Here is a 23,530-nt window from a genome sequence, read left to right as displayed (position 1 = left end):
AAGGAATTGGAATAAGTAGAATTTAACGATATAATCAGATAGGTGATCATCTGTTTATCGATATAAACGATGAAATTCTTGTTGCGAGAGGGGCATTACACATGGCTAAAACATTAATTTTTGGACACAAAAATCCGGATACGGACACGATCTGCTCTGCTATTGCTTATGCTGATTTGAAGAACCAGCTGAGCCTTTCCGCCGAGCCTGTACGTCTAGGAGACGTTAACGGTGAAACGCAATATGCGCTCGATTACTTTAAGGTAGAAGCACCTCGTTTCGTTGAGACGGTTGCAAACGAAGCGCAAGAGGTTATTCTCGTGGACCATAACGAGCGTCAGCAAAGCGCAAGCGACATTGATCAGGTTCGCGTGATTGAGGTTATCGACCATCACCGCATCGCGAATTTTGAGACAAGCCATCCGTTATACTACCGTGCTGAGCCTGTCGGCTGCACAGCTACCATTCTGAACAAGATCTACAAGGAAAAAGGTGTGGCCGTTCGCAAAGAAATTGCTGGCCTGATGCTGTCCGCCATCATCTCGGACTCCTTGTTGTTCAAATCCCCAACCTGCACGGACGAAGATATCGCAGCAGCTCGCGAGCTGGCTGAGATCGCTGGCGTGGATGCGGACAGCTATGGATTGGAGATGCTCAAGGCAGGTGCCGATCTGAGCGACAAAACCATCGCGCAATTGATCTCCCTGGACGCCAAGGAATTCCAAATGGGCGGAGCCAAAGTGGAAATCGCCCAGGTTAACGCGGTCGATACCAATGATGTATTGTCCCGTCAAGCCGAACTCGAAGATGCGATTCAAGCGATTATCGCCGACAAAAATCTTGACCTGTTCGTCTTCGTTGTGACGGATATCCTGAACAACGATTCGATCGCTCTTGCACTCGGTAAAGAGTCCAAAGCTGTTGAGAAAGCATATAATGTGTCTCTGTCAGAGAACAAGGCCCTTCTTAAAGGTGTGGTTTCCCGCAAATCGCAGATCGTTCCTGTTCTGACCGAAGCATTCAATCAATAATATAGGGTGAGTATCAACAAGCCTGCCATCGACTGAGGAATCAGCGGGGTGGGCTTGTTTTATATTGTGGGTGTTTCCTGGTTCATCCATAACAGAAGATCCTTCATCGTTCCCATACTTAAGCGCTTACGAAGATTGAAATATTGTAATGAATTTACATCGAATTGACATCCTTTTTACCAAGTGGGCTCTTATAATAAAGATATAAATGATAAAATACATATACGTTTCAAATATCCAGGAATTGGGTTAATCATGTTTAATGAACAATGTCGGGTTGGGTTCACGAGCTGAATCTATTCAATAGAAGGATGAAGAGGGAGCGATGAGAAGATGAAGAAGTCGGCTTGGAAATTGGGAGCAATGATGCTGCTGGTACTGATCATGATGACAACCGTTGGCGTAGCCTCAGGCAACAATTATGAGCCGGTTCCGAAAGCTTCGAATCAGGAAGCTGTCTATATCAACGGGCTTGAGATTAGAGACGGCAAAGTCTATCTGCAAGTCGATCCGATTGAATGGTACGAGGGAGAAGAAGCGAATCAGGTGTTCCGCGAACGGGAGCAGGACCCTGAGATGACGGAGGCTCCGGACGGCTATTATATCGTAAACGATACGGAAGAACAGATTGAACTTCCTGTGGCAGACGATGCAGAAGTGTTGCTTCAGTTGTACGATCATACCGGACGGTATGAGGATGCTCAAATTTCCTGGAACCAGATGGTAAGCCTGGACAAATTCACGAACATCTACAAAAAGGATGATATCGTAGACATGAAATGGTTTCCGTTTCATATCACCATTGAAGATGGCGTCGTTGTGAAGATGATCCAACAATACGTGCCTTAATATGGATGATAAATAGAATATACGAATGATAAAGAGCCGCTTCCCATTGGTTATTCCTAACCGATGGAGCGGCTCTTGTGTTAAGAGATAAGAAAGTATAAACATCCGTGGCTTAGCATCCTTATCTCGCAAGAAAAACTTCCGCTACATGCGGTCTGTCTACTGAGAAAGTACGTCGATAGACGTTTCTCTTATCCAATGACCAAAGGGTCAAGCGCAAGCGGGAACTTTACCGGCTGTGTTTCATCGGTTTGAGTTTGCCATTCACCACATCGCTGACAAATGGAGCAATTCTGGATTTGCGATCCTCGTATTCTTCCTTCGTCAGCTTGCCTTCGGTCAACTTCTGATCCAGGCGCTTCGTGAGTGCCTCGACTTGTTGATCAATGACGGACTGGACGGGCACGCCTTGCTCCTTCGCGATCTGAGCCAGTGATTTTCCGGATTGGAGCGACTGCTTGAGTGCTTCCGGTGTCGTCTTCAGAAGCTTGGCCAGTTCGGCGCTATCCGAGATCAGCCGGCCATGACGCTGGTGCATCCGCTGCTGATGCCATCCGCCTTTGGCGTCAAGCAGCTTGTCAGCCGCAGCGGAGTAATCGATGGATTTGCCCAGCTGCTTCGGATGCGAGGAGATTTTATCCTTCAACAGCTCAACGATCTTGGCTTTCATGGCATCTCTAGATATACCTTGTTCCTTGGCGATCTCCGCGAGCGTCGAGGTTTTGAGTTTATCTCGAAGAACTTGCGGTTCCAGCTTCAGAAATTCGGAGATTGCCTTGAACATATGACCGGGTTTATGTTGCCCGCGTTCGTCTTTGGAAGAAGGAACAGCCGGTGATTCGGTTTGCTGTCCGATCGGTTCCGCCGAGACCGAGACGGGAAGATAAGCGAGGCCCATGACTACAGCGATGGCGACAAGCACCAGTCGCTTCACTGACTTCAAGTGGGTTGTCATTGTTGTTTACCGCCTTTCTAGATGTTGGTCTTACAGTTCTTCATTCTTTCCCGCTAAACTGAAATCATCCTTAAAATAACCTTAAAATAGGATGAAAATACATAAATTTCATATCGGGTGGTGAAAATTGGCCATTCTATGAAACTATCGACTCTTCTCTGCTAATATGGTATCATGGAGTCTTGATAACGTACTAAAGTGAAAAAGCAGTTTTGCATAGGATATGGATTCCTCTACATCCTGAATTTGGCTGCGTTTAATGTCTACGAGGGGGATTTTTTGGTGAAAAAGATAGCATCAGTATTAGCAGGCTTCATGCTTTTATTAACCGTAGTCGGCTGTTCAAGCTCAGCAAGCGGTGGTAATGAGCTGGTTGTCGGGATCGATGACAAGTTCGCGCCGATGGGTTTTCGTGACGAGAGCAATGAAATTGTCGGCTTTGATATCGATTATGCCCGTGCAGCCGCCGAGAAGATGGGCAAGGAAGTTAAGTTCCAGCCCATTGACTGGAAAGCGAAAGAATCCGAGCTTAGCAGCGGCCGCATTGACTTGATATGGAACGGCTATACCATCACCGATGAGCGCAAGGAGAAAGTGTTGTTCACCAAGCCTTATCTGGAGAACAGTCAGGTCGTCGCCGTGCTGACTGATTCGAATATAACTTCGATCAGCGATTTGGCAGGCAAACAGATCGGTTTGCAGTCGCTATCTTCAGCTGCCGATGCGTTAAGTGCCAATGACATTCACGGGCAAGTGAAGAATATCTCCGAATTCCCTGACAATGTGCTGGCTCTGAGCGATCTGAAGAATGGACGCGTAGATGCCGTAATCATTGACGAAGTGGTGATGAAATACTACATGTCCAAGGAAGAGGGAACATACAAGATTCTCGAGGAATCCCTGGCACCGGAGCAATACGGAATCGGGGTTAAGAAAGGCAACGAGGAGCTGCTTCAAAGCCTGCAAAAAGCACTGGACGAAATGAACGCTGACGGTACGGCAGCCAAGATTTCCGAGAAATGGTTCGGCGAAGACAAAGTGTTGAAGTAGGACGTTCCACAAGGGTGATTATTGATCCTTCCATAGGTATTCCAAGAAACCGGACTTTGACCAAAGGCTCCGGTTTTGTGTTCCCTGCCATGGGTCTACGATATTTTTGAAGAACTTCAAGCATCTCAAGAAGTTTTTCCATTAGGAGTTAAGTGTATATGAGTATGGATTACATCGTTCAAATCGGCAAACCGATGCTGGAGGGCGCACAGACCACGATACTGTTGTTTTTAATTGCCATCCTGGTCTCCATCCCGCTCGGGTTTGTGTTCACGTTAATGGTTCGAAGCGCAATCAAGCCGCTGGCTTGGTTGGCCAATGCTTATATTTATGTTTTTCGTGGTACGCCGCTGCTGCTGCAGCTGCTGTTCTTTTGTTTCGGGCTGCCGGTGCTGCCCGTGATCGGCGAGTATCTCGTTTTGGACCGGTTTGTAGCCGCATGCTTGGCTTTTGTGCTGAACTATGCCGCTTATTTTGCGGAAATCTTCCGGGGAGGCCTCTTGGCGATTGATAAGGGTCAATATGAAGCGTCCAAGGTGCTGGGCCTGAACCGCTGGCAAACGACCACGAAAGTGATTCTGCCCCAAATGTTTCGCGTAGCCCTGCCGGCGGTATCCAACGAATCCATTACGCTGGTGAAAGATACGGCGCTGCTGTATGCAGTGGCGGTACCGGAGCTGCTGCACTTCGCTTATACGGCGGTCAATCGCGATTTTACGATTATGCCGTTTTTCATTGCGGGTGTTATATACCTGCTAATGACGCTAGTGTTAACCATGTTATTTAAGTTTCTGGAACGCCGATTCAAATATGAATAGAAGGACTGTCGTGTAATGGCAATTATTGAAGTAACCCATGTAAAAAAATCCTTCGGCCAGCTGGACGTGCTGAAGGACGTCAGCTTTGAGATTCAGAAGAATGAAGTGATTGCCGTCATCGGACCTTCCGGTTCGGGTAAGAGCACCATGCTCCGGAGCCTGGTGCATCTGGAGGAGATCAACGGCGGATCGATCAAGCTGCAGGATCAATATCTCGTGAAGGATGGCGTGTATGCCAGCCCGCCGGGGATCAAAGCGATCACATCCCGGATGGGCATGGTATTCCAGCATTTCAACCTGTTTCCTCATCTCACGGTAGAGGAGAATCTGGGACTGGCACCTAAACATGTAAAGAAACAATCAAAGGAAGAAGTTAGGTTAAACAGCGCCGCTCTACTAAAGAAGGTCGGTTTATCTGATAAAGCAGATGTATACCCCGGGAATCTGTCGGGCGGACAGAAGCAGCGTGTGGCCATTGCGAGAGCGCTGATGATGAATCCGGACATCATGCTGTTTGACGAACCGACATCGGCGCTGGATCCCGAGCTGACAGGCGAGGTGCTGGCGGTTATCAAGCAGCTGGCCGAGGAGCATATGACGATGGTGATCGTCACGCATGAGATGAGTTTTGCCAAAGAAGTGGCGGACCGAATTATCTTCATGGATAACGGACAGGTCGTCGAAGCCGGAACACCGAATCAAATATTTAATCAACCGAAGGCAGAGCGGACCCGGGAATTTTTAATTCGGGCGACGCATTAATAAGTGACCGGCCCAGGCTCGATCGGAAGATCGGCTTTGGGCCGGTCTTTTTTTTGGCTAAAAATAAGGCTATTTCGTGAAAGCGTTTAAATTGCGGGTTGACGGAATACGGTTTGGTCGATATCATTGTTTTAAAGATTATTAAACTGTTTCATATAAATATCTATAAAAAACAGCGAGGAGCGGAATAAGTCATGAGTCATGTTATTACCATTCATTCGGATTTATCCAAAGGCAAAATCAACCGCAATATTTATGGTCATTTCTCCGAGCATCTGGGGCGCTGCATTTATGAGGGGATATGGGTGGGAGAGGATTCACCGATTCCGAACACTGAAGGGATCCGCAATGATGTGCTGGAGGCGTTGAAGCAGCTGAACATACCGGTGCTGCGCTGGCCCGGCGGCTGTTTTGCCGACGAGTACCACTGGAAGGACGGCGTCGGTCCGCGGGAGAATCGGAAGCAAATGGTCAATACGCACTGGGGCGGCGTTGTGGAGAACAATCATTTTGGCACCCACGAATTCCTGCGTCTCTGCGAGCTTCTGGGTTGTGAACCATACATATCGGGCAATGTCGGCAGCGGCACCGTGCAGGAAATGTCCGAATGGGTTGAATATATGACCTTCGACGGCGTGTCGCCGATGGCCGCATGGCGTCAGGAGAATGGCCGCGAGAAGCCATGGAATGTGAAATATTTTGGTGTCGGGAACGAGAACTGGGGCTGCGGCGGCAATATGCGGCCGGAGTATTATGCGGATCTGTATAGACGTTATCAGACTTATGTTCGCAACTATGGCGATAACAAGATCTACAAGATTGCCTGCGGTCCGAACGTGGATGATTACCGCTGGATGGAAACCGTGATGAGAGAAGCGCATCCGTTCATGGATGCCATCAGTCTTCACTATTACACGATTCCGGGCGAATTCTGGACGGGCAAAGGCGCTGCTACCGGATTCAGCGAACAGGAATGGTTCACCACGATGAAGAAGGCGCTTCATATGGATGAATTGATTACAAGACATTCGGCAATCATGGACCAGTATGATCCTAACAAGCGGATCGGCCTCATTGTAGACGAGTGGGGGACCTGGTTTGACGTTGAGCCTGGCACCAATCCGGGCTTCCTGTATCAGCAGAATACGATCCGTGATGCTCTGGTGGCGGGTTTAACGCTGAATATCTTCCACGAGCATAATGATCGGGTGGTCATGGCGAACATTGCGCAGATTGTCAATGTACTGCAGTCCGTCATTTTAACCGAAGGCGAGAAGATGATTCTTACTCCAACCTATCATGTGTTTGATATGTATAAAGTGCATCAGGATGCAGAACGTTTGGCTACCAACTACAGCGGCGCTGATTATGAGATGGACGGCGAGAAGATTCCGCAAGTATCCGTAACGGCGTCCAGGGATGAAGCCGGCAAAATCCATGTGAGCCTGTGTAATGTGAGCCATGTGGAGCAAAGTGATGTGACGATTCAGCTTCGGGGATTAAGCGGAGCGGTATCCCAGATCGTAGGCCGGCAGCTTGCCTCCGATTCACTGAACGCTCATAACACCTTTGAATCGCCGGAGACCCTGAAGCCGGCTGCATTCCATGCTTTTGAACAGGAAGGCGACGTTCTGCGTGCCAAGCTGGCACCGATGTCCGTTACCGTTCTCGAGATCACGGCAGGATAAACGAAGGGGATGGCGGATAATCGGTGTAAAGGTTGTCATGACGATTACCGGGTTAACGAGGAACAAATTACGCGCGTCCTATCTTCTCCTATGTTTACGTCTGACCGCTGCGTGCCGGATGGTGAGTATGATGCCCGTCTTCGTGCGTGCTTCTCTTGTCCAAAGCTGCAAGGGGACACGACATGCACGCTGTGCGGCTGCATCGTACAGATCACTGCAAAGCTGAAAGACAAGCGATGTCCTTATCCGGGGCAGGACCGTTGGTCGGTTGCCCATAGTGCTTCATAGCCGAGTTATAGTAAGTCTGCTCTCATGGATGGATCATGGGAGCAGGCTTTTATTAGTATGGGAGAACTTCCATTATCTTTACAGAAACTTTCAACCTATGTTATGACTATTAGAAAAAAGATCAGCAGGATAGGGTGTGAACATGAAAAGAGGGAGCTTTCTATACTACTGGACCGCGCACTCGAGCATTTCGCTGGCAGGCGTTGTCTACATTATGGTACTGACTACCTTTATGTATCAAGAATCCGGATCGGCCTTTATTGCCGCGTTGTTCCCGCTGTTTAACGCAGTCGCACGGTTTGTCGCCGGTCTTACGGCTCCGCTTGTCATGGAGAAATTCGGCTTCTCCAAGCTTCTGGTAAGGCTTCAAGTCATGAAAGCTCTGTTGTTAACCGCATTGGTCATTGCATTTCCATACATATCATCTGAGGTTTCCATACTATGTATGTTTATCTTGTTCATTGCTTTTACCGAAGGATGGGGAAACCCGCTCATCCAGTCCATGGTTCCGAGACTAGTTGCACCTGACCGATTGGTTAAGGCCAACAGCTCACTATCCGTGACCAGCCAATCCTTGCAGATTGCAGGATATACCTTTACGGGCTTTCTAGTTGTACGGTTTGGACATATGCCGACTTTAATCATGAGCTGTGTACTCATCTGGGTATCCGTCTTTTCCCTTTGGATCGCAGCGCGCTCCATGAAGGCGAAGGAACCGGCTGCAGCTGGACGAGCGAAACCAAGCTGGGAAGTGATTCGTGAAGGCTGGTTCTACCTGTGGAGAAATCCTACATTAAGAATCGTCACGATGATGGATATGATTGAAGGGATTGCCGGAACCATCTGGGTAGGAGCGATCACGCTGGTGTATGTCAAGGAAGTGCTGCATCAAGGCGAAGCTTGGTGGGGATTCATTAACGCCAGTTATTATGTAGGCGCCATTGTGGGTGGGTTACTGATGCTGCTGCTGTCTTCCTTTATCCAGAAGAATCTGATTCCATGCATGGCCGTAGGTTCCGCGGTGTTCAGTTTGCTTACCCTGTGGTATGGCCTGAACAGTATCCCGATCGTGGCTTTGATCCTGTGTATAGCAATGGGACCGGCCTACCAGCTGCGGGATGTGGCTCAGCAAACCGCGCTCCAATCCAGTGTAAATCAAGAGAGTCTGCCGAAAATTTACGCTTCGCGTGATATCTTGCTATCCACGGTAACGAGTTTATCGATTGCCATAATTGGTCTAATTGCGGATACACTCGGCATTCGCATGGTGTACATTGCAGGTTCAATCTGTATTGCGATATCCGCAGGGTTGTCGTTTGCGCTTCTGAGACTGCAGAGGAAAACGGCTTTAGCGGCCGAAACGGGTGGCAGCAGCCTTTCATAGCATGTTATAAAAAGAGCCGTACCACTGGATCAGGATCATGGGAGACTGATCGTCAGGTACGGCTTTCTTTAAGATATAGAAACTTCGAAGGATCTGCTGCCTGATATCGCAAGAAAAACTACCCCTAAACGCGGTCTGTCCTCTTTGAGAGTACGTCGATAGACGTTTTTCTTAAATGAGGTCGTCGCCTCGGACTACCGGCGAGCCTTTGCGATTACTTTAGGCTTTATTCTTCTTGCTGAACAACGAATCAACCGAGAGCAGGCTGCTGCCGCTAAGGGCAAGGTGAACAGCCATTGCCAGCAGCGCTATATCCAATTCATAGCCACCCAGGAAGCCCATGCCCAGCTTGGCCTGAAAAATAGCAACGACAAGCACAATGCCAAGAACAAGAGAGGCAATTCTCGTTCCCAAACCGATAATCAGTGCAATACCACCCACAATTTCGATAATGGCCACAACGGTTGCCATAAATGCGGGGATTCCCAAACTGGCGAAAAAGCCCTCGATATTTCCGATGCCGCTCTGGAATTTATCCAAACCGTGAGCCAAAAAGATGACCCCCAGAATAACCCGAATGATGAAAGTACCCGTAGAAGAATAACTACGCATGAATGGTAACAGCTCCTTATTATTTTTAAATTTGTTATCAACTAACTTTTGTATAGCTGAAACTATAGATTGTATCATACTCAACAATGCTGTTAATTGTCAAGTAACTTACTAAAAATAATCAAATTCCACTATTTAGTGTTTTGGACGGTATTCCGTCGGCGACTGCCCGGTCCAGCGGCGGAATTGCCTTGAAAAGTGGCTGGCTGAGCGAAATCCGAGTTTGTCGGCGATCGCCGTCATTGGCAGATGGGTCGTGACCAACAGCTCCTTGGCTAGGGTGAGCTTTTGACGGCTGATATATTGTCTTGGTGATATTCCGTAAACCTGGCGAAACAACTTGCTGCATTGGCTGCGGCTTAAATTAAGCTCTTTGGATACCGCTGCGACAGAGATTTCCTCTGTGAGCCCCGATGATAGTTTCTCTTCAATGGCATGCGCTGCATCGGCAGCAAGCAAGGAAGGCGGTTTGTGCGAGCCTGATACAGCCTGTGTCGACGAAGGCAGCTTGACTTGGTCCTGCACCTTCAGAAGAGAGAGCACATCGTGGATGATAAGCAATGTATAGGATTGGAGCAGCAGTCTGTCTTCAAAGGTAAGATTGTATTCGGCTCTCGGATTCTCCGAGAGATGCGATTGGGCTGCCGGCTGACTGCGCCGAACGATCCCCTCCAGCTCTTTTACGTATGTATTCAGATTGCTGTGCTCGCTTTCCTGTTGACGAATGTGGCGGTAAGGGGCAGCGGACAATGAGCTCCGAATTTCCTGATCATCGAGATCAAAATGAACATTGAAGTATCCATACGGTCTGTTGGCCAGATTAGTTGTTTGATGGGGCACCCCGGATTTGATCAGAAGCCATTCCCCTTGCCGCAGCGTAAAGGACTCACGATGAATTTCCTGCAAGACCTCGCCTTCCAGACAGTACAGCAGCTCGAACAGGTGATGATGATGCCTCGGATAACTCCAGCCGGGCGGCTGGGAATCAAAATGGCATCCCGTTACCTGAAGCGTGTGAATCATATTGGGAAAGCGAAAAGCGATATCCATAATGGGCAGGCTCCTTTGGCATCGAAAATTCCATTGATTATGCCATCTATTTTATCATAATAGGATCATGCGAATTGGAAAATTCGGCACAAAAGGTATAAAGAATGATCCATTTGGAGATTGAGCCGCACGAGGTTTTGATAGATGATGACAATAGCAAGCGCAAGCGAAATGATACGAGCAGGGAGGAAACAGGATATGAAAGCTCAATTGAAAGCGGTTAATCAACAGTTCGTGCTCGGGGATGAGCCGATACAGATTCTGTCAGGTGCCGTACATTATTTTCGGATCGTACCGGAATATTGGGAAGACAGATTGATGAAGCTGAAAAGTTGTGGATTGAACACCGTGGAAAGCTATATTCCGTGGAATTTGCATGAACCCAAGGAAGGACAATTTGCGTTTGATGGCATCGCCGACTTGGAGAAATTTGTCCAAATCGCCGGTGATCTCGGGCTGCATGTGATACTTCGGCCGAGCCCTTACATATGCGCCGAATGGGAATTTGGAGGGCTTCCGTCCTGGCTGCTGCAGTATCCGGATATTCATCTCCGATGCATGGATCCGGTGTTTCTGGAGAAGGTTAATCATTATTATGATGAGCTGATTCCGCGGCTGGTTCCGTTATTAACCTCCAAGGGAGGTCCGGTGATTGCCATGCAAATCGAGAACGAGTACGGGAGCTACGGAAATGATACGGCATATCTGGAGTATTTGAAGGATGGCTTGGTCAAGCGGGGCGTAGATGTACTGCTGTTCACTTCGGATGGTCCCACCGACGGCATGCTGCAAGGCGGAACCGTTCCGGGGGTGCTCGCCACCGTCAATTTCGGTTCAAGAACGAAGGAGGCGTTTGATAAACTGCGGGAATATCGCGCGGAAGACCCTCTGATGTGCATGGAATACTGGAATGGCTGGTTTGATCATTGGCTGAAACCGCATCATACCCGGGACGCGGAAGATGCCGCCGCTGTGTTCAAGGAGATGCTGGACTTGAATGCATCCGTGAACTTCTATATGTTTCATGGCGGAACGAATTTCGGATTTTATAACGGGGCGAATTTCCACGAGAAGTATGAGCCGACGATAACCAGCTACGATTATGATGCGCCTCTTTCGGAGTCCGGGGATGTAACAGCTAAATTCGAGGCTATTCGCAGCACGATTGCGAAGCATCAGGGGAAAGAGCCCTCCGATTTCCCAAGTCTGCCTCAGCCCGTCAAGAAAAAAAGCTATGGTTCGGTTCCCATGACCCATTATGCCGACTTGTTGGAGCATCTGCCGGTGCTATCCGAGCCGGTGAAACGTACGACACCTGTACCGATGGAACTGCTGGGTCAAAGCTATGGCTTCATCGTTTATGCAACGGATATCTCCGGACCTCGTCAAGGAGAATCGCTGTATCTGCAAGAGGTGCATGACCGGGCCCAGGTATTCCTGGACGGTAAGTATCAGGGGACGGTTGAACGCTGGAATCCCCAAGCCCTGCAGATCGATGTTCCGGCAGCCGGCGCGAAGCTGGAGATCGTTGTCGAGAATATGGGGCGTATTAATTACGGCCCGAAGCTGAAGGACTATAAAGGGATCACCGAGGGAGTCCGGATGAACAACCAGTTCCTGTATGACTGGAGCATCTATCCTTTGCCGCTTGAACACCCGAATGCGGCACCGTTTCAACCGCTGGAGGGTCCGCTTGAAACGCAGGATCGTCCTACCTTCTATCGGGGTGAATTCGCGGTGGATGACATTGGAGATACGTTTATCCGCTTGGACGGATGGGGAAAAGGAGTGGTCTGGGTCAATGGCTTTAACCTGGGGCGTTACTGGGAACAGGGACCGCAGGCTGCGCTTTATCTGCCTGGACCACTGCTGAAGCAGGGCCGCAATGAAATCTTGGTGTTTGAACTCCATCATACCGAAACAACCAGCATCGAACTTGTCGATCAACCCGACTTGGGCTAATTAGGGTGTGGGTAGACAAAGGATAGTAATGAATAAAAAGGGAGCCCTCTTGTGGTCATGAGAGGGCTCCCTTTTATGTTTCAAGGAATCATAGGGTTAGACCAACTGCTTACGGACTTTTAAATAACGGTACAGAATGATGCCAAAGAGTGAGCATAGGATGGCACACAATCCGATGAAGCCATAGCCGGCCTGCAGCCCGCGCAGCAAACCGAGTTCTGTTCCGCTGCCGTACATTTGCTTGAATCCGTTCGTGATCGCTCCGATAGCGTAATTGCCGATAACGCTGCCGATTCCCATCATGGTAACGATGAACGTAATCGCGGTGTCGCTCTCTTTCGGATATCTTTTGGCAATTAGAGCCATGACCGTTGGATAAATCGGAGCAATTCCAATGCCTGCAGCCGCGAACAGGAAGGCATAGGATTCCCCGCCAAAGATCGCGATAAACGTACATACTCCGGTCAACGCGGACAGGATGATAATGGACAGCGTGAAGCCGATCCGGTCCGTTATTGGGCCAAGCAGCAGGCGTGCTGCCGAGAAGCAAAGGAAGAAGGCGGACAGCATCCCGGCTGCAGCCGTAGGTTCCCATTTGTACGATTTTTCAAGAAAGTTTACGAGCCAACCGCCAACGGCCATCTCCGATACGACACCGAAGGATAGAATCATGACAACAAGCCACAGCGCGGGATCTTTAACTAATAACTTGAGCGGAGTTCGTTCCGTTTCGGATAGATCGTCCCCGGGAAACTTACTCATGAGTGCCGGTATCATCGGCAGTATGGATAACATCAGCATGGCCAGATACATGCCCCGCCAGTCCAGCGTGTGATTAAACACGGTTACCGTCATGAGGCCGGATGCAATCATTGGTGCCACGGTTGAACTGATTCCGTAGAAGAAATGGGACAGGTTCATCATCGTGCCTGTGTTTCGCACAAAGATCCGGGCCGCCAAAATGGCGAGGCCGATCTCCAGCATACCGTTTCCAATGTACATGAAGAAGTAGGATGCGGTAAACATCGGGTAGCTGTGCGACAGGAAGATGAACACACCCGAGATGGCCATCGAACCGAAGGCAGCCATACTGACCCACTTGATCCCGATCTTCCGGGTTAACAGCGCGGTGAAAGAGCAGGCAATCAAGTACCCGAGCGCGTTCAGCGATAGCAAGGTGCCGATCTGCATTTCATCCAGGTGGAAATCGAATTGAATCCTTGGAATGGCGGGCCCCTTAATATTTTCCGAAATTCCGAAAATGATAAAGCCGAGAAAAATGGTTGCTAAATGAAGGGTGTAGTCTTTGCTGAATTTAGGTTTTGTTTTCGTTTGAAGGTCTGTATTCACGGTTATTCCCCAATCGTCATCGTTGAATTTTACATTGCACTTGTATCGGATATCATCATGTCCAGAGCAAGCCGCTGCAGGCCGGCTATGTAGTCATGTTCCCACTCGCGAAGCAGCATGTCGGGCAGATGCCGTTCCGGTACGTAGGCGGAAGCCCGGTCTTTGATGGAGAGCAGGGTAGAGGGCAGGAGGTTATGCTCACACCACAGAATGGCGTCCGGATTGAGAATCGCGGTGAAGGCGGCACTTAATCGGCTTAACGCATCGATTTGCTCCTCATCCGGCTCGATGAGACGGCTCATGACGGAACTTTTGCGATCCAATACATCGTGAAAATTGTTGTCTTTGCTCATCGGTACATAACCGATCTCCCCCGTAAAGAACGACTTGCCCCGAACGACGTTTCCGTTGATCAGCAGTCCCGCCCCCGGTCCATTGTGTCCGAGATACACGTATACAAGGGAGGCCTCCTCCGAGCGGCTCAGATTCTGATAGCCAAGCACGGCCGCATTCATGTCATTCTCCACGATGACAGGAATGGAGAACAGGTTCTCCAGGTAAGATTTGAGGTCGAAATCCTGGAATGTCCCATACAACGGAACGTGAAAAATAACGCCATCACGCACCGCAGCCGGCATGCCGACGGCGATCGTGCGGATCTTCGGATAACGGCGGATCCAGCTTCTTTGCTGGGAAGCCAGCGCTTCCGGTCCAAGCTGGAGTATGCCTTCTTCTGCTTTTTGTTCGACCAGATCGCCGTTCCAATTAAAAATGGTGTATACGCTCCGCTCCTTCTCATAATAAACGGCGAGACCCAGCATATAGTCCGGGTTAAAAGCGTAGCGGTTTGCACGCCTGCCGCCGCTGGACTCATCCAATCCGAGCAGGGTAACTTCGCCTTCCTGCGCCATCTGTTCCAGAACTTTGCTCACCGTAGGAAAGCTGATGCCGAGCCTATCACTCAGCTCTACTTTGGTTCCGCTGCCGAGCTCCAGCAGGGAAGCGCGGAGCGCGCGCCGCACGGCATATTTCATGGATTGCGGTGTGGGTAAAGCTTCTTTGCGCGTTGTCATCACCACTTCCCTCTCTTTTTAAACATGTTTAATAAGTGTCTGGAGATGATTATGGCACATCTGAAAACATGGTGCAAGAACAATTTTGCTGCTTGAAATTCGAGGGTATCCGGAGGACAGAAAAAGAACGTTCGCAACAAAGGATAAGGGTTGCGGACGCTCTAATTCCAGAAGCGTATAAGATTATCGCAGAAGCATGATGGTACCGCCGAGGATCGGCATAAGGATCATGGAGAACCGCAGCAGCGTTCTTGGCGCTTTGCTTGTAAACTTCGCGCCGATGTACGAACCGATCATCGTACCGGCAACGACCTGCAGCAGCAGCTGCCAGTCGATATACCCTGCTTGGAAGTAGCCGATGCCGCCAAAGAGGGCAATCGGCATAATAACCATCATGGTTGTGCCTACGGCCAGCGCAATCGGCAAGTTAAACAGAATCATCAGGGCAAGCTGAATGAATGGAGTCGACCCAATGCCGAACACGCCGGACATGCCGCCGGTGATTAAGCCGGAGATCAGAGCCATCACCCAGAATCGTGAGGAACGGATAGAGGTCAACATGGGCTTCGGCGAAAACTGCATGCGAGTCCGGAGCATAATGAGCAGGCCGGACAAAAACAGCATGATCGCCGTACACCATACCAGCCGGTCCTCCGGAATGAGCCGGGCGGCAAAGCTGCCTGCATATGCGCCGACGGCTCCGAACAGTCCGACGGCAAGCCCGGTGGATAGAATCGCATTCTTTTCCCGTAGATGGCTGATGGAACCGGAGATCATGGTGAATACCATGGCGGCGATGGAAGTGCCCAGCGCCGTATGTACGGGAATGTGAAATACGGTAACCAGAAGCGCAATAATGAAGCCTGATCCGCCGGCACCGACAAACCCGAGAAGACCGCCCAGAAATAACATCGTGATGAAAATGCTCATATGTGTCTCTTCTTTCGTCGTGGTTTAATCTCAATCTCCCCATTATACATGAAAAATTAGGTTAAGACAGTTGACAACAGCGAAGCTCCATGAGAAAATGTACGCGCGTACATAAATTGCAGGAGGCTTGATGAATATCGCTAGTCGTAAAGAGGTAGCACAGCTTGCCGGCGTTTCGGAAGCAACGGTATCCCGTGTACTGAACGGGGTCGGACCCATCAAGGAGGAGACCAAGCAGCGGGTGCTGGAAGCGGCGGATCGGCTTGGGTATACCCCGAGTGCGCTTGCCCGAAGTTTTGCCCGCCGAAGAAGCGGTAACCTGGGCGTTGTCATGCCCTACCTGCCGAAAGCCCGCATATTCTCCGCGTACTATTTTTCCGAGATATTAAGCGGTATTGGCAGTAAGGCGCTGGAAAGCCAACATGACCTATTGATGCTGTTCCGTGAGCCCGGTGGTTCGATGGACTACTTGAACCTGTTCCGGACCCAGAAGGTCGATGCCTGCATTATTCTTGGCGCCCGGGATGATGAAGGCGAACGTGCGGCCATCAAACAGCTGAGTGAAGCGGATCACCCATATTGCCTGATTAATCAATACTTTGACGGCGAGGCGTTTCACGTTATGGATGCCGATCATGTGGATGGCAGCTATCAAGCCGTTCATCACTTGACACAGCAGGGATTTCAGAAAATTGCATTTCTTAATGGGCCGCCCCAGTATTCCAACAGTCGCGACCGGTTGAAGGGGTACAGCCAGGCGCTGAATGAAGCGGGAATCGTGATGGATGAATCTTTGCTGTTCGAAGGTAACTTCAGCCGCAAAAGCGGTTATGCCGCAGCCGAGTTAATCGCCGGGAAGTTAGACCGGATAGAAGCCGTATTTGCCGCCAATGACCGCATGGCGATTGGACTTCAGCAGGGCCTGCGTGCGTTAGGCATTTCGGAAGAGCGAATGCCTGCCTTTGTCGGGTATGACGATTCGGAAGCCGCCGAGCTGTGCACCCCGCCGCTTACCAGCGTGAGAGTTCCGTTCTATGAACTGGGATGCCTTGCAGCAGAGCATGTGCTTCGCATGCTGGAAGCCTCCGATCTGCCAGAAGGTAACGAAACGAACGCAGTGCTTCACCGTCAGCTGCCAACTCGCCTGGTAATCCGTGCATCTTCGCTTCATCGAAATGAATGAACTCTTATTCAAGGAGGAATGAAGGATGAAACAATTACGTGTCGGCATGATCGGTTATAAATTTATGGGTAAAGCTCACAGCAATGCATACCGGAGCTTACCGATGTTTTTTCCGGAGGCGCTGAAGCCTGAAATGGTGGCAATCTGCGGCCGCAATGTGTCGGCCGTGCAAGCAGCAGCCGATCAATTAGGCTGGAATGAAAGCGTTACCGATTGGAAGGAGCTTGTCAATCGGGAAGATATCGATCTGATCGATATCAATGCCCCAAGCGATGCCCATAAGGAGATTGCCATTGCCGCGGCCAAGGCGGGCAAGCATATATTTTGCGAGAAGCCGCTTGCTTTGACCTTAGCGGATGCCAGAGAGATGCTGCAGGCTGCGGAAGAAGCGGGAGTTACCCATATGGTCGGGTTTAACTATAGATTTTCGCCAGCCGTAAGACTGGCCAAGAAGCTGGTTGAAAGTGGAAGATTGGGTCAGATCTATCATTTTCGTGCCTGGTTCTTGCAGGATTGGATCATGGATCCGCAGTTCCCTTTGGTATGGAGGCTGCAGAAGGAAGTGGCCGGATCCGGATCGCACGGGGATCTTGGCGCTCACCTGATCGATCTTGCGCATTATCTGGTCGGCGATATGCAGGAAGTGATCGGAATGAGCGAGACCTTTATCAAGGAGCGCCCCATTGCCAGCGAGATGACCGGGTTAAGCGCAAAAGGAAGCACAGGCGGTCCCATGGGGAAAGTGACGGTAGATGACGCTACGTTATTCATGACCCGCTTTGAGAACGGGGCGCTTGGCAGCTTTGAGGCGACGCGCTTTGCCGCGGGTCACCGCAGCACCAATTCCTTCGAGATCAACGGCAGCTTGGGCAGCGTCAAATTCGATTTTGAACGGATGAATGAGCTGGAGGTTTACTTTACGTCGGACGATGAGGACGTTCAGGGCTTCCGCCGCGTATTGGCAACCGATCCCGTTCACGATTATATGGAAGCATGGTGGCCTCCGGGACATACGATCGGTTTCGAGCACACCTTTACGCATGAAATCCTGGAGCTGTCGACCGCTATATCGGAGGGAAGGCAGCCTGTGCCCAATTTTGAGGATGGCGTGAAATGTCAGGCTGTGCTGGAAGCCGTGGATAAATCCATTGAAGAACGCCGCTGGGTGCAGTTGTCGGAAATGTAATCAAAGTCATTCGGCCCAACTAGGCCGGACACATAACAAAGGAGTGCTATGCATGAAAAAGGCATTAATCGTATGGGGCGGCTGGGACGGACATGAACCTGAGCAGGTTGCCGGCATTTTCGCGGAATTGCTTCGGGCTGAGCAATATGAGGTTGAGGTATCAGAAACGCTGGATGCTTTGAATGATGCAGAGAAGCTTCAGGCTTTGGATCTGATCGTGCCGTTATGGACGATGGGAGAAATATCGAAGGAGCAGGTGAGCAATGTATCGCTTGCCGTGCAGAAGGGAACCGGTTTGGCGGGGTGTCATGGCGGTATGTGCGATTCGTTCCGCAACAATGTGGATTGGCAGTTCATGACCGGCGGTCAATGGGTTGCGCATCCGGGTAATGATGGCGTGAAGTACCAGGTTGAGATCAAATCGAGCACCAGCCCGCTTGTGGAAGGGATGCAGGATTTCACGGTGGTCTCCGAGCAGTATTATCTGCATGTGGATCCGGCCGTTGAAGTGCTGGCAACCACCCGTTTTCCGGTTGTGGCCGGACCGCATCTACTGAACAAAGCAGTGGATATGCCGGTGGTATGGACGAAGCGCTGGGGATATGGACGGGTCTATTACAATTCCCTCGGCCATCATGCCGATATCGTCGATATGCCGCAGGTGAAGGAAATGATGCGCAGGGGATTGCTCTGGGCTGCTGAAGGCAAAGCGTTGTATTCGGGTTCGGACATGAGTTTGTTTACGGAAGGTCAAGGCTACACAGGCATGGGAGACAGCCAATAAGGCAGAAGGAGACTTGGATCATGAAGAAAGTAAAGGTTGGCATCATCGGCTGCGGAAAAATCAGCGGCATATATATGGAAAACTGCCATAAATTCGATATTTTGGAGCTGACGGCTTGTGCGGATATCGATCGTGCCCGTGCCGAGGAACAGGCTGCCAAGTATAATATCCCGAATGTATACACTACCGAGGAACTGCTTGCAGATCCGGAGATTGAGCTGGTCATTAATCTGACGATACCTGCACTTCACGCGCAAATTATGCTGGATGCACTGCAAGCCGGCAAGCATGTGTACGTGGAAAAGCCGCTTGGCGTAACCCGAGAAGAGGGGAAGGCGGTGCTGGATATGGCCGCGTCCAAAGGGCTGCTTGTTGGATGCGCTCCCGAGACTTTCCTTGGAGCCGGTATCCAAACGGCACTGAAGCTGATTGAAGACGGACGCATCGGCAAGCCGATTGCAGCGACTGCATTTATGATGAGCCGCGGACATGAGCATTGGCATCCTGATCCTGAATTTTATTATGCCGCGGGCGGTGGTCCGATGTTTGACATGGGGCCTTACTATCTGACAGCGCTGGTTCAGCTGCTGGGACCGATTCGTCGTATTAGCGGTATGACCGGAACGGCCCTTACGGAGCGGACCATTACCAGTGAGAAGAAACATGGTCAGAAGATTCAGGTGGACATTCCTACTCACGTGGCTGGACTTATGGAGTTTCATAACGGTGCGATTGGCACGCTGATTACGAGTTTTGATGTATTTGGAGGCAGTACGCTTCCTAATATTGAAATCTACGGCACCAAGGGTTCGATGCTCGTCCCGGATCCCAACGGCTTTGGCGGCTCGGTTAAATATCGATTGACCGGAGAAACCGAGTGGACGGAAGAACCATTGCTACCGGGGTATAACGAGAATACGAGAGGGATCGGCCCTGCAGATATGGCCTACGCCATCCGCAGCGGAAGAGCTCATCGTGCGAGCGGCGAGCTTGCCTATCATGTGCTTGAAGCCATGTGGGGGTTCCATGATGCTTCCGATGAAGGCAAGCGCTATGAGATGGTCAGCACCTGTGACATCCCGGCACCGCTGCCGCTGGATTTGCAGAAGTATACGCTTGATCAATAATAATAGAATGGCGTAAAAAAGCGGCTTATCCCGAAGGGTCCAACGGACCACGGTGTAAGCCGCTTTATGCTATGCACGGATACGTTCTCCATATAAACGAACGAACTCGATGATTTAGGCACGTATAACTCACGGTCATTCTTTTACGACTAGACCGAATATTTTGGTTAACGGGATGGCTTGATGCGGTGAAATGATGCATCCTTGAAGATCTTCCAGGGTGACGCCAATATTATGGAAATCCGTTCGGCTTAAGTCGATCCCTGCAAGCTTCGTGCCGGAGAACTGCGATTGATCGATCTGGCAATCTGCAAATTCCACCTTGCTTAATTCGGAATGATAAAAGTCCGACTTTACGAGCGAGGTGGATTGGAAGGACACCTGCTTCATGTTAGCAAAACGAAACGTAGCGTAGTCGCCCGTACAATGATCGAATACGACGTTACGGATGGTGGCTGCCGTCAAGTCGAGCCCCAGAATTTTGCAATGATTGAATTGTACGCGGTACATAATGGCCTCACTGAGATCTACGTTGGACAAGTCGCAATGGTTAAACACAAGGTCTGTTAGCTCGGCATGGTGGAGCGTGACGTGCTGGAACGTAACGTTATGGAATATCATTTGATCGAATTGAACCTTGTCGGCTGAAATATAAGACAGGGTCTCGTCCTGACAAGTGGATTGAATGAACGAGGATTCATCGTCAACGCCGAAATCAGATAGAATCATAGGCTCAAGCTGCTTGGGGAGCTTGGGTTTCACGATTTTGACTGGGGGTGATGGACTGGCTGTATTGTTGTTAGTATTGCTTTTGCCATTGGATGACATGATTTCTCCTCCAAACATAGAAAATAAGTATAGAGATGATCAGAATAAACCCGGTTTTGTTGTATAGAAGTATATCATGTCCTTATTCGATTGTCCGGTCCCTGGAATTAATGGCGGCGTCCAAGGTTCCGCCGAGCCGATTCGGAGACCATGCCAGCAGACTGACACGGCCATTGCCCGTCAGATCACCAACGAAAGGCATCATCCGTTCTCCGGCAACCCAGGGGCCAAACCGTTCTTCCTGCCGCCCGAAGGCGAAGGCGGTCCCCGAGCTATATAGAACGAACCAGTTCCCTGCGGTATGTTCAACGAGGACCAAATCTTCCAACCCATCGCCATCCACGTCACCTAGCATCATGGATATGGACGAGCCCATGGGACTCTTGGCGGAATACCAATCTCCGGCGTCCACGAGCTGTTTCCCGCTGCTTAACCAGACCTGGCATGTGCCCGAGTCGGAGTTCCACACAACCAGGTCATCCAGCCCATCGCCGTTCACATCTCCGATGGAGGGAATCATGCCTACACCCTGTACGGAAACCTCATGCTGAATGAGGGGAGAATAAAAATCACACCCGGAGCTATAAGCAATGGCGGCTTTTCCTGTGACAGGGTCCCATAGAAATAAATCATGCCTGCCGTCCCCGTCAAAATCCCCCGTAAGAGCTTTCCAGTCCACAGCTCCAGATTCACAGAGCCAATGACCCGAAGGTACTAAACGGCCCCCTGAGTCCAAGGCAACCTCACATATCCCCAGCTTGGCATTCCACACAGCCGTATCGATGCTGCCATTTCCATCATAATCGCCTGCCATCGCTGTCCCACCCGGGTAAAGCGGCCAGTCTGCCAACAGCGGGCGTATATATTGTATGCCATTATGGATTTTAATGGGGGACAGAACCATAAGAGCAGCGTCGTACCATAGGTTGTTGGCCTCGTCGTGGACGATCCATCGATCTGGCTTCCCTTTTCTCGGGGCGTGCAGAAGCTGAGGGAGTTTCATGGTCATCCTGTCCTGCAATCGGGTTTCCCTGAAATCCGGAATGAAGGGTAAGATTGAGGATATGGACACAAACGATTTACGCTCCCTCTTGAAGGATTGAATGATTCTTCTAAGCGGCGAATGCTCGTCATAATGCACAGTGCCGTCAGCAAGGAAGCGGATATAGGGAAATTCGAGATAGGGGTGGTAGAAGAACGAAGCCAGTTCGTGATCGTCTGTGAAATCCGGTAATGACCGTTCCATACGAGTAACTTCTTCCTCGATCTTGTCACCTGCAACATAATAAAGCGGAGTGGGAACATAGATCGTTCCGTTCGTCAGCGGATCGTCCGGGGTGTGCTGGAGTCCGGCTGTCCTTGCATCCGGGCTGGAAGGCGGAGATTCATAGAGGATGCCGTTACAGATCTCAATAATGTGCCGCTGGACAGATGAAGCGGTATAGTGGGGAGTTTCATACCAGACCGCTGCAAGACCAGCCGATTGAAACATCTTATGTGCCCGTTGTATCCGCTGATAAGCATAGGAACGCTGCAGCTGCGGGAGCGAATGAACTGCTTCGGGCGAATCATCCGGAGGACAATCGGCCCAACATTCGGGATAGGCAAATTCGAATCCGTCACCGCTTACCGATCCACTGTACTGATGCGTATATCCATGAATACCAAGCGAGGCGCCAAGGGCTACCATCGTTCGTAGCAGCCGTACAAATCGAAGGGAAACTTCATCATGCAGATCATCTATCGACCGGTCCGTATGGTGCGCCGGATCGACATATCGCGGTATGACGGCCAGGTGAAAGGGTATCCGTTGGCGGTGCAGGAACTGTGCGATGACCAGCAGCTTTGCCTGTTGTTCCTCCGTCTCATACCAGCCGCCCGGTCCGATATCTTCAAGCCGTATCAATGCCTTATTCATTAAGATGCCCTCCTTCCATGGGTAGCTGATGGAGATAACGATCCCGATAATTTATGCCCGGAATAGGCATTGCGTCATCGGGGCTGAAGCGTTCAGAAAAAAAAAGAGGATCGCAGATCGTGTTCCGCGAACTAAATAAAGATTAAGATATGAGCAGGAGGAAGTGGATGTACATGCATATTAGACACGCAAATGAACAGGATGCAGCCGGCATCGCTAACGTCCATGTGAATAGCTGGAAAACGACGTATAAAGGGATCGTGGATGATAGCTTCTTAGAAAATTTGTCTGCTGCGGATCGAAGGCTGGCGCTGGAAACTTGCCAATATGCCGGAGGACGAACAACTTCTGGTCATTGCAGATGAAGATGGCAAGGTTTACGGGTTCATGTCTTACGGCACGGAGCGAGAGCAGAAGATTTCTCATGAAGGAGAACTTTACGCGATCTATCTTTTGGAAGAGATCCAGGGGAAGGGCTGGGGGAATCAGCTATTTGCGAGGCTGAAGGAATTTCTGCAAGTGAGAGGATATCGTTCTTTATTGGTCTGGGTGCTGGAAGGCAATAAGGCTGAACATTTTTATAAACATATGGGCGGCCAGGAACTGAAACGAAAAGAGATTGTAATCGGCGGAAAAACACATATTGAAACGGCGCTCCTGTGGAGTTCCATTGACCTTATTCGGTCCTTCTCCTAAAAAGTG

The 23,530-nt window shown here is 50.2% G+C and carries 23 protein-coding genes; 15 read left to right on the top strand and 8 right to left on the bottom strand.

Going from position 1 to position 23,530, the window contains the following annotated elements:
- Window positions 1–101: 101 nt before the first annotated feature.
- On the top strand, window positions 102–1,031 hold the full coding sequence (locus PAEVO_RS12845) for a manganese-dependent inorganic pyrophosphatase (protein ID WP_100537901.1): 930 nt from the start codon (window positions 102–104) through the stop codon (window positions 1,029–1,031).
- 333 nt (window positions 1,032–1,364) lie between these two features.
- The gene (locus PAEVO_RS12840; protein ID WP_100537900.1) at window positions 1,365–1,880 is read left to right on the top strand and encodes a hypothetical protein; all 516 of its coding nucleotides are present in this window, start codon (window positions 1,365–1,367) and stop codon (window positions 1,878–1,880) included.
- A 229-nt stretch (window positions 1,881–2,109) separates the two neighbouring features.
- Here PAEVO_RS12840 and PAEVO_RS12835 read toward each other — a convergent pair whose 3' ends face one another.
- A complete protein-coding gene (locus PAEVO_RS12835; protein ID WP_100537899.1) occupies window positions 2,110–2,835 on the bottom strand; it encodes a hypothetical protein in 726 nt (241 codons plus the stop codon).
- Between the two features lie 282 nt (window positions 2,836–3,117).
- Between PAEVO_RS12835 and PAEVO_RS12830 the strand changes: the two genes are divergently transcribed.
- The 6 genes from PAEVO_RS12830 (at window position 3,118) to PAEVO_RS12805 (ending at window position 8,825) form a co-directional block, all read left to right on the top strand.
- Complete coding sequence (locus PAEVO_RS12830; protein WP_100537898.1) at window positions 3,118–3,885, top strand: amino acid ABC transporter substrate-binding protein; 768 nt, start codon at window positions 3,118–3,120, stop codon at window positions 3,883–3,885.
- A gap of 158 nt (window positions 3,886–4,043) precedes the next feature.
- Window positions 4,044–4,703: an amino acid ABC transporter permease gene (locus PAEVO_RS12825; protein WP_100537897.1), complete on the top strand. Its 660-nt coding sequence runs from the start codon at window positions 4,044–4,046 to the stop codon at window positions 4,701–4,703.
- Between the two features lie 15 nt (window positions 4,704–4,718).
- Window positions 4,719–5,465 carry an amino acid ABC transporter ATP-binding protein gene (locus tag PAEVO_RS12820; RefSeq protein WP_100537896.1) on the top strand — a complete coding sequence of 249 codons (747 nt, stop codon included), beginning with the start codon at window positions 4,719–4,721 and terminating at the stop codon, window positions 5,463–5,465.
- A gap of 194 nt (window positions 5,466–5,659) precedes the next feature.
- The gene (locus PAEVO_RS12815; protein WP_100537895.1) at window positions 5,660–7,153 is read left to right on the top strand and encodes an alpha-N-arabinofuranosidase; all 1,494 of its coding nucleotides are present in this window, start codon (window positions 5,660–5,662) and stop codon (window positions 7,151–7,153) included.
- A gap of 90 nt (window positions 7,154–7,243) precedes the next feature.
- Window positions 7,244–7,441, top strand: coding sequence for a DUF6171 family protein (locus PAEVO_RS12810; RefSeq protein WP_347708112.1), 198 nt, complete (start codon window positions 7,244–7,246; stop codon window positions 7,439–7,441).
- Window positions 7,442–7,583: 142 nt separating this feature from the next.
- Window positions 7,584–8,825 (top strand): MFS transporter, encoded by a 1,242-nt coding sequence (locus PAEVO_RS12805; protein WP_100537893.1) that lies wholly within the window; start codon window positions 7,584–7,586, stop codon window positions 8,823–8,825.
- 219 nt (window positions 8,826–9,044) lie between these two features.
- Here PAEVO_RS12805 and PAEVO_RS12800 read toward each other — a convergent pair whose 3' ends face one another.
- Window positions 9,045–9,437, bottom strand: coding sequence for a DoxX family protein (locus tag PAEVO_RS12800; protein ID WP_100537892.1), 393 nt, complete (start codon window positions 9,435–9,437; stop codon window positions 9,045–9,047).
- A gap of 135 nt (window positions 9,438–9,572) precedes the next feature.
- Window positions 9,573–10,487 carry an AraC family transcriptional regulator gene (locus PAEVO_RS12795; protein ID WP_100537891.1) on the bottom strand — a complete coding sequence of 305 codons (915 nt, stop codon included), beginning with the start codon at window positions 10,485–10,487 and terminating at the stop codon, window positions 9,573–9,575.
- 198 nt (window positions 10,488–10,685) lie between these two features.
- Here PAEVO_RS12795 and PAEVO_RS12790 point away from each other — a divergent pair, with 198 nt between their 5' ends.
- Window positions 10,686–12,449 (top strand): glycoside hydrolase family 35 protein, encoded by a 1,764-nt coding sequence (locus tag PAEVO_RS12790; RefSeq protein ID WP_100537890.1) that lies wholly within the window; start codon window positions 10,686–10,688, stop codon window positions 12,447–12,449.
- Between the two features lie 96 nt (window positions 12,450–12,545).
- On the opposite strand, the gene PAEVO_RS12785 is transcribed toward PAEVO_RS12790, so the two are convergent.
- The 3 genes from PAEVO_RS12785 to PAEVO_RS12775 all read right to left on the bottom strand — a co-directional run bounded on the left by PAEVO_RS12785 (window position 12,546) and on the right by PAEVO_RS12775 (window position 15,802).
- Window positions 12,546–13,799, bottom strand: a complete 1,254-nt coding sequence (locus PAEVO_RS12785) for an MFS transporter (RefSeq protein WP_100537889.1) — start codon at window positions 13,797–13,799, stop codon at window positions 12,546–12,548.
- A 29-nt stretch (window positions 13,800–13,828) separates the two neighbouring features.
- Window positions 13,829–14,872 (bottom strand): ROK family protein, encoded by a 1,044-nt coding sequence (locus PAEVO_RS12780; protein ID WP_243390756.1) that lies wholly within the window; start codon window positions 14,870–14,872, stop codon window positions 13,829–13,831.
- 183 nt (window positions 14,873–15,055) lie between these two features.
- Complete coding sequence (locus PAEVO_RS12775; RefSeq protein WP_100537887.1) at window positions 15,056–15,802, bottom strand: sulfite exporter TauE/SafE family protein; 747 nt, start codon at window positions 15,800–15,802, stop codon at window positions 15,056–15,058.
- Between the two features lie 130 nt (window positions 15,803–15,932).
- On the opposite strand from PAEVO_RS12775, the gene PAEVO_RS12770 reads away from it, so the two are divergent.
- The 4 genes from PAEVO_RS12770 to PAEVO_RS12755 are packed head-to-tail and all read left to right on the top strand — an operon-like array spanning window position 15,933 to window position 20,082.
- Window positions 15,933–16,985, top strand: a complete 1,053-nt coding sequence (locus tag PAEVO_RS12770) for a LacI family DNA-binding transcriptional regulator (RefSeq protein WP_100537886.1) — start codon at window positions 15,933–15,935, stop codon at window positions 16,983–16,985.
- Between the two features lie 25 nt (window positions 16,986–17,010).
- Window positions 17,011–18,171, top strand: a complete 1,161-nt coding sequence (locus tag PAEVO_RS12765; protein ID WP_100537885.1) for a Gfo/Idh/MocA family protein — start codon at window positions 17,011–17,013, stop codon at window positions 18,169–18,171.
- A 52-nt stretch (window positions 18,172–18,223) separates the two neighbouring features.
- Window positions 18,224–18,955 (top strand): ThuA domain-containing protein, encoded by a 732-nt coding sequence (locus tag PAEVO_RS12760; RefSeq protein WP_100537884.1) that lies wholly within the window; start codon window positions 18,224–18,226, stop codon window positions 18,953–18,955.
- 20 nt (window positions 18,956–18,975) lie between these two features.
- Window positions 18,976–20,082: a Gfo/Idh/MocA family protein gene (locus PAEVO_RS12755; protein WP_100537883.1), complete on the top strand. Its 1,107-nt coding sequence runs from the start codon at window positions 18,976–18,978 to the stop codon at window positions 20,080–20,082.
- Between the two features lie 135 nt (window positions 20,083–20,217).
- Here the strand turns inward: PAEVO_RS12755 and PAEVO_RS12750 are convergent, their stop codons facing one another.
- Window positions 20,218–20,910 (bottom strand): pentapeptide repeat-containing protein, encoded by a 693-nt coding sequence (locus tag PAEVO_RS12750; RefSeq protein WP_100537882.1) that lies wholly within the window; start codon window positions 20,908–20,910, stop codon window positions 20,218–20,220.
- 82 nt (window positions 20,911–20,992) lie between these two features.
- Window positions 20,993–22,828 carry a DUF2334 domain-containing protein gene (locus tag PAEVO_RS12745; RefSeq protein ID WP_100537881.1) on the bottom strand — a complete coding sequence of 612 codons (1,836 nt, stop codon included), beginning with the start codon at window positions 22,826–22,828 and terminating at the stop codon, window positions 20,993–20,995.
- A 173-nt stretch (window positions 22,829–23,001) separates the two neighbouring features.
- On the opposite strand from PAEVO_RS12745, the gene PAEVO_RS34325 reads away from it, so the two are divergent.
- Window positions 23,002–23,193: a hypothetical protein gene (locus tag PAEVO_RS34325; protein ID WP_243390755.1), complete on the top strand. Its 192-nt coding sequence runs from the start codon at window positions 23,002–23,004 to the stop codon at window positions 23,191–23,193.
- Window positions 23,156–23,524, top strand: a complete 369-nt coding sequence (locus tag PAEVO_RS12740; RefSeq protein WP_243390754.1) for a GNAT family N-acetyltransferase — start codon at window positions 23,156–23,158, stop codon at window positions 23,522–23,524. Before PAEVO_RS34325 ends, PAEVO_RS12740 begins: the two co-directional genes overlap by 38 nt.
- Window positions 23,525–23,530: the final 6 nt, after the last annotated feature.

It is taken from the genome of Paenibacillus sp. GM2FR, assembly GCF_002803325.1.
GTDB lineage: Bacteria > Bacillota > Bacilli > Paenibacillales > Paenibacillaceae > Paenibacillus_AQ > Paenibacillus_AQ lautus.
Note: the sequence above shows the minus strand (reverse complement) of the source record. Positions and strands in the feature narration are given on the sequence as shown.

Excerpts from the sequence above, each read along its gene's own strand:
- PAEVO_RS12845 (WP_100537901.1), top strand. The coding sequence starts at position 102 with ATGGCTAAAACATTAATTTTTGGACACAAAAATCCGGATACGGACACG.
- PAEVO_RS12840 (WP_100537900.1), top strand. The coding sequence starts at position 1,365 with ATGAAGAAGTCGGCTTGGAAATTGGGAGCAATGATGCTGCTGGTACTG.
- PAEVO_RS12835 (WP_100537899.1), bottom strand. The coding sequence starts at position 2,835 with ATGACAACCCACTTGAAGTCAGTGAAGCGACTGGTGCTTGTCGCCATC.
- PAEVO_RS12825 (WP_100537897.1), top strand. The coding sequence starts at position 4,044 with ATGAGTATGGATTACATCGTTCAAATCGGCAAACCGATGCTGGAGGGC.
- PAEVO_RS12820 (WP_100537896.1), top strand. The coding sequence starts at position 4,719 with ATGGCAATTATTGAAGTAACCCATGTAAAAAAATCCTTCGGCCAGCTG.
- PAEVO_RS12815 (WP_100537895.1), top strand. The coding sequence starts at position 5,660 with ATGAGTCATGTTATTACCATTCATTCGGATTTATCCAAAGGCAAAATC.
- PAEVO_RS12810 (WP_347708112.1), top strand. The coding sequence starts at position 7,244 with ATGTTTACGTCTGACCGCTGCGTGCCGGATGGTGAGTATGATGCCCGT.
- PAEVO_RS12805 (WP_100537893.1), top strand. The coding sequence starts at position 7,584 with ATGAAAAGAGGGAGCTTTCTATACTACTGGACCGCGCACTCGAGCATT.
- PAEVO_RS12800 (WP_100537892.1), bottom strand. The coding sequence starts at position 9,437 with ATGCGTAGTTATTCTTCTACGGGTACTTTCATCATTCGGGTTATTCTG.
- PAEVO_RS12795 (WP_100537891.1), bottom strand. The coding sequence starts at position 10,487 with ATGGATATCGCTTTTCGCTTTCCCAATATGATTCACACGCTTCAGGTA.
- PAEVO_RS12790 (WP_100537890.1), top strand. The coding sequence starts at position 10,686 with ATGAAAGCTCAATTGAAAGCGGTTAATCAACAGTTCGTGCTCGGGGAT.
- PAEVO_RS12780 (WP_243390756.1), bottom strand. The coding sequence starts at position 14,872 with ATGACAACGCGCAAAGAAGCTTTACCCACACCGCAATCCATGAAATAT.
- PAEVO_RS12775 (WP_100537887.1), bottom strand. The coding sequence starts at position 15,802 with ATGAGCATTTTCATCACGATGTTATTTCTGGGCGGTCTTCTCGGGTTT.
- PAEVO_RS12770 (WP_100537886.1), top strand. The coding sequence starts at position 15,933 with ATGAATATCGCTAGTCGTAAAGAGGTAGCACAGCTTGCCGGCGTTTCG.
- PAEVO_RS12765 (WP_100537885.1), top strand. The coding sequence starts at position 17,011 with ATGAAACAATTACGTGTCGGCATGATCGGTTATAAATTTATGGGTAAA.
- PAEVO_RS12760 (WP_100537884.1), top strand. The coding sequence starts at position 18,224 with ATGAAAAAGGCATTAATCGTATGGGGCGGCTGGGACGGACATGAACCT.
- PAEVO_RS12755 (WP_100537883.1), top strand. The coding sequence starts at position 18,976 with ATGAAGAAAGTAAAGGTTGGCATCATCGGCTGCGGAAAAATCAGCGGC.
- PAEVO_RS12750 (WP_100537882.1), bottom strand. The coding sequence starts at position 20,910 with ATGTCATCCAATGGCAAAAGCAATACTAACAACAATACAGCCAGTCCA.
- PAEVO_RS12745 (WP_100537881.1), bottom strand. The coding sequence starts at position 22,828 with ATGAATAAGGCATTGATACGGCTTGAAGATATCGGACCGGGCGGCTGG.
- PAEVO_RS34325 (WP_243390755.1), top strand. The coding sequence starts at position 23,002 with ATGCATATTAGACACGCAAATGAACAGGATGCAGCCGGCATCGCTAAC.
- PAEVO_RS12740 (WP_243390754.1), top strand. The coding sequence starts at position 23,156 with ATGCCGGAGGACGAACAACTTCTGGTCATTGCAGATGAAGATGGCAAG.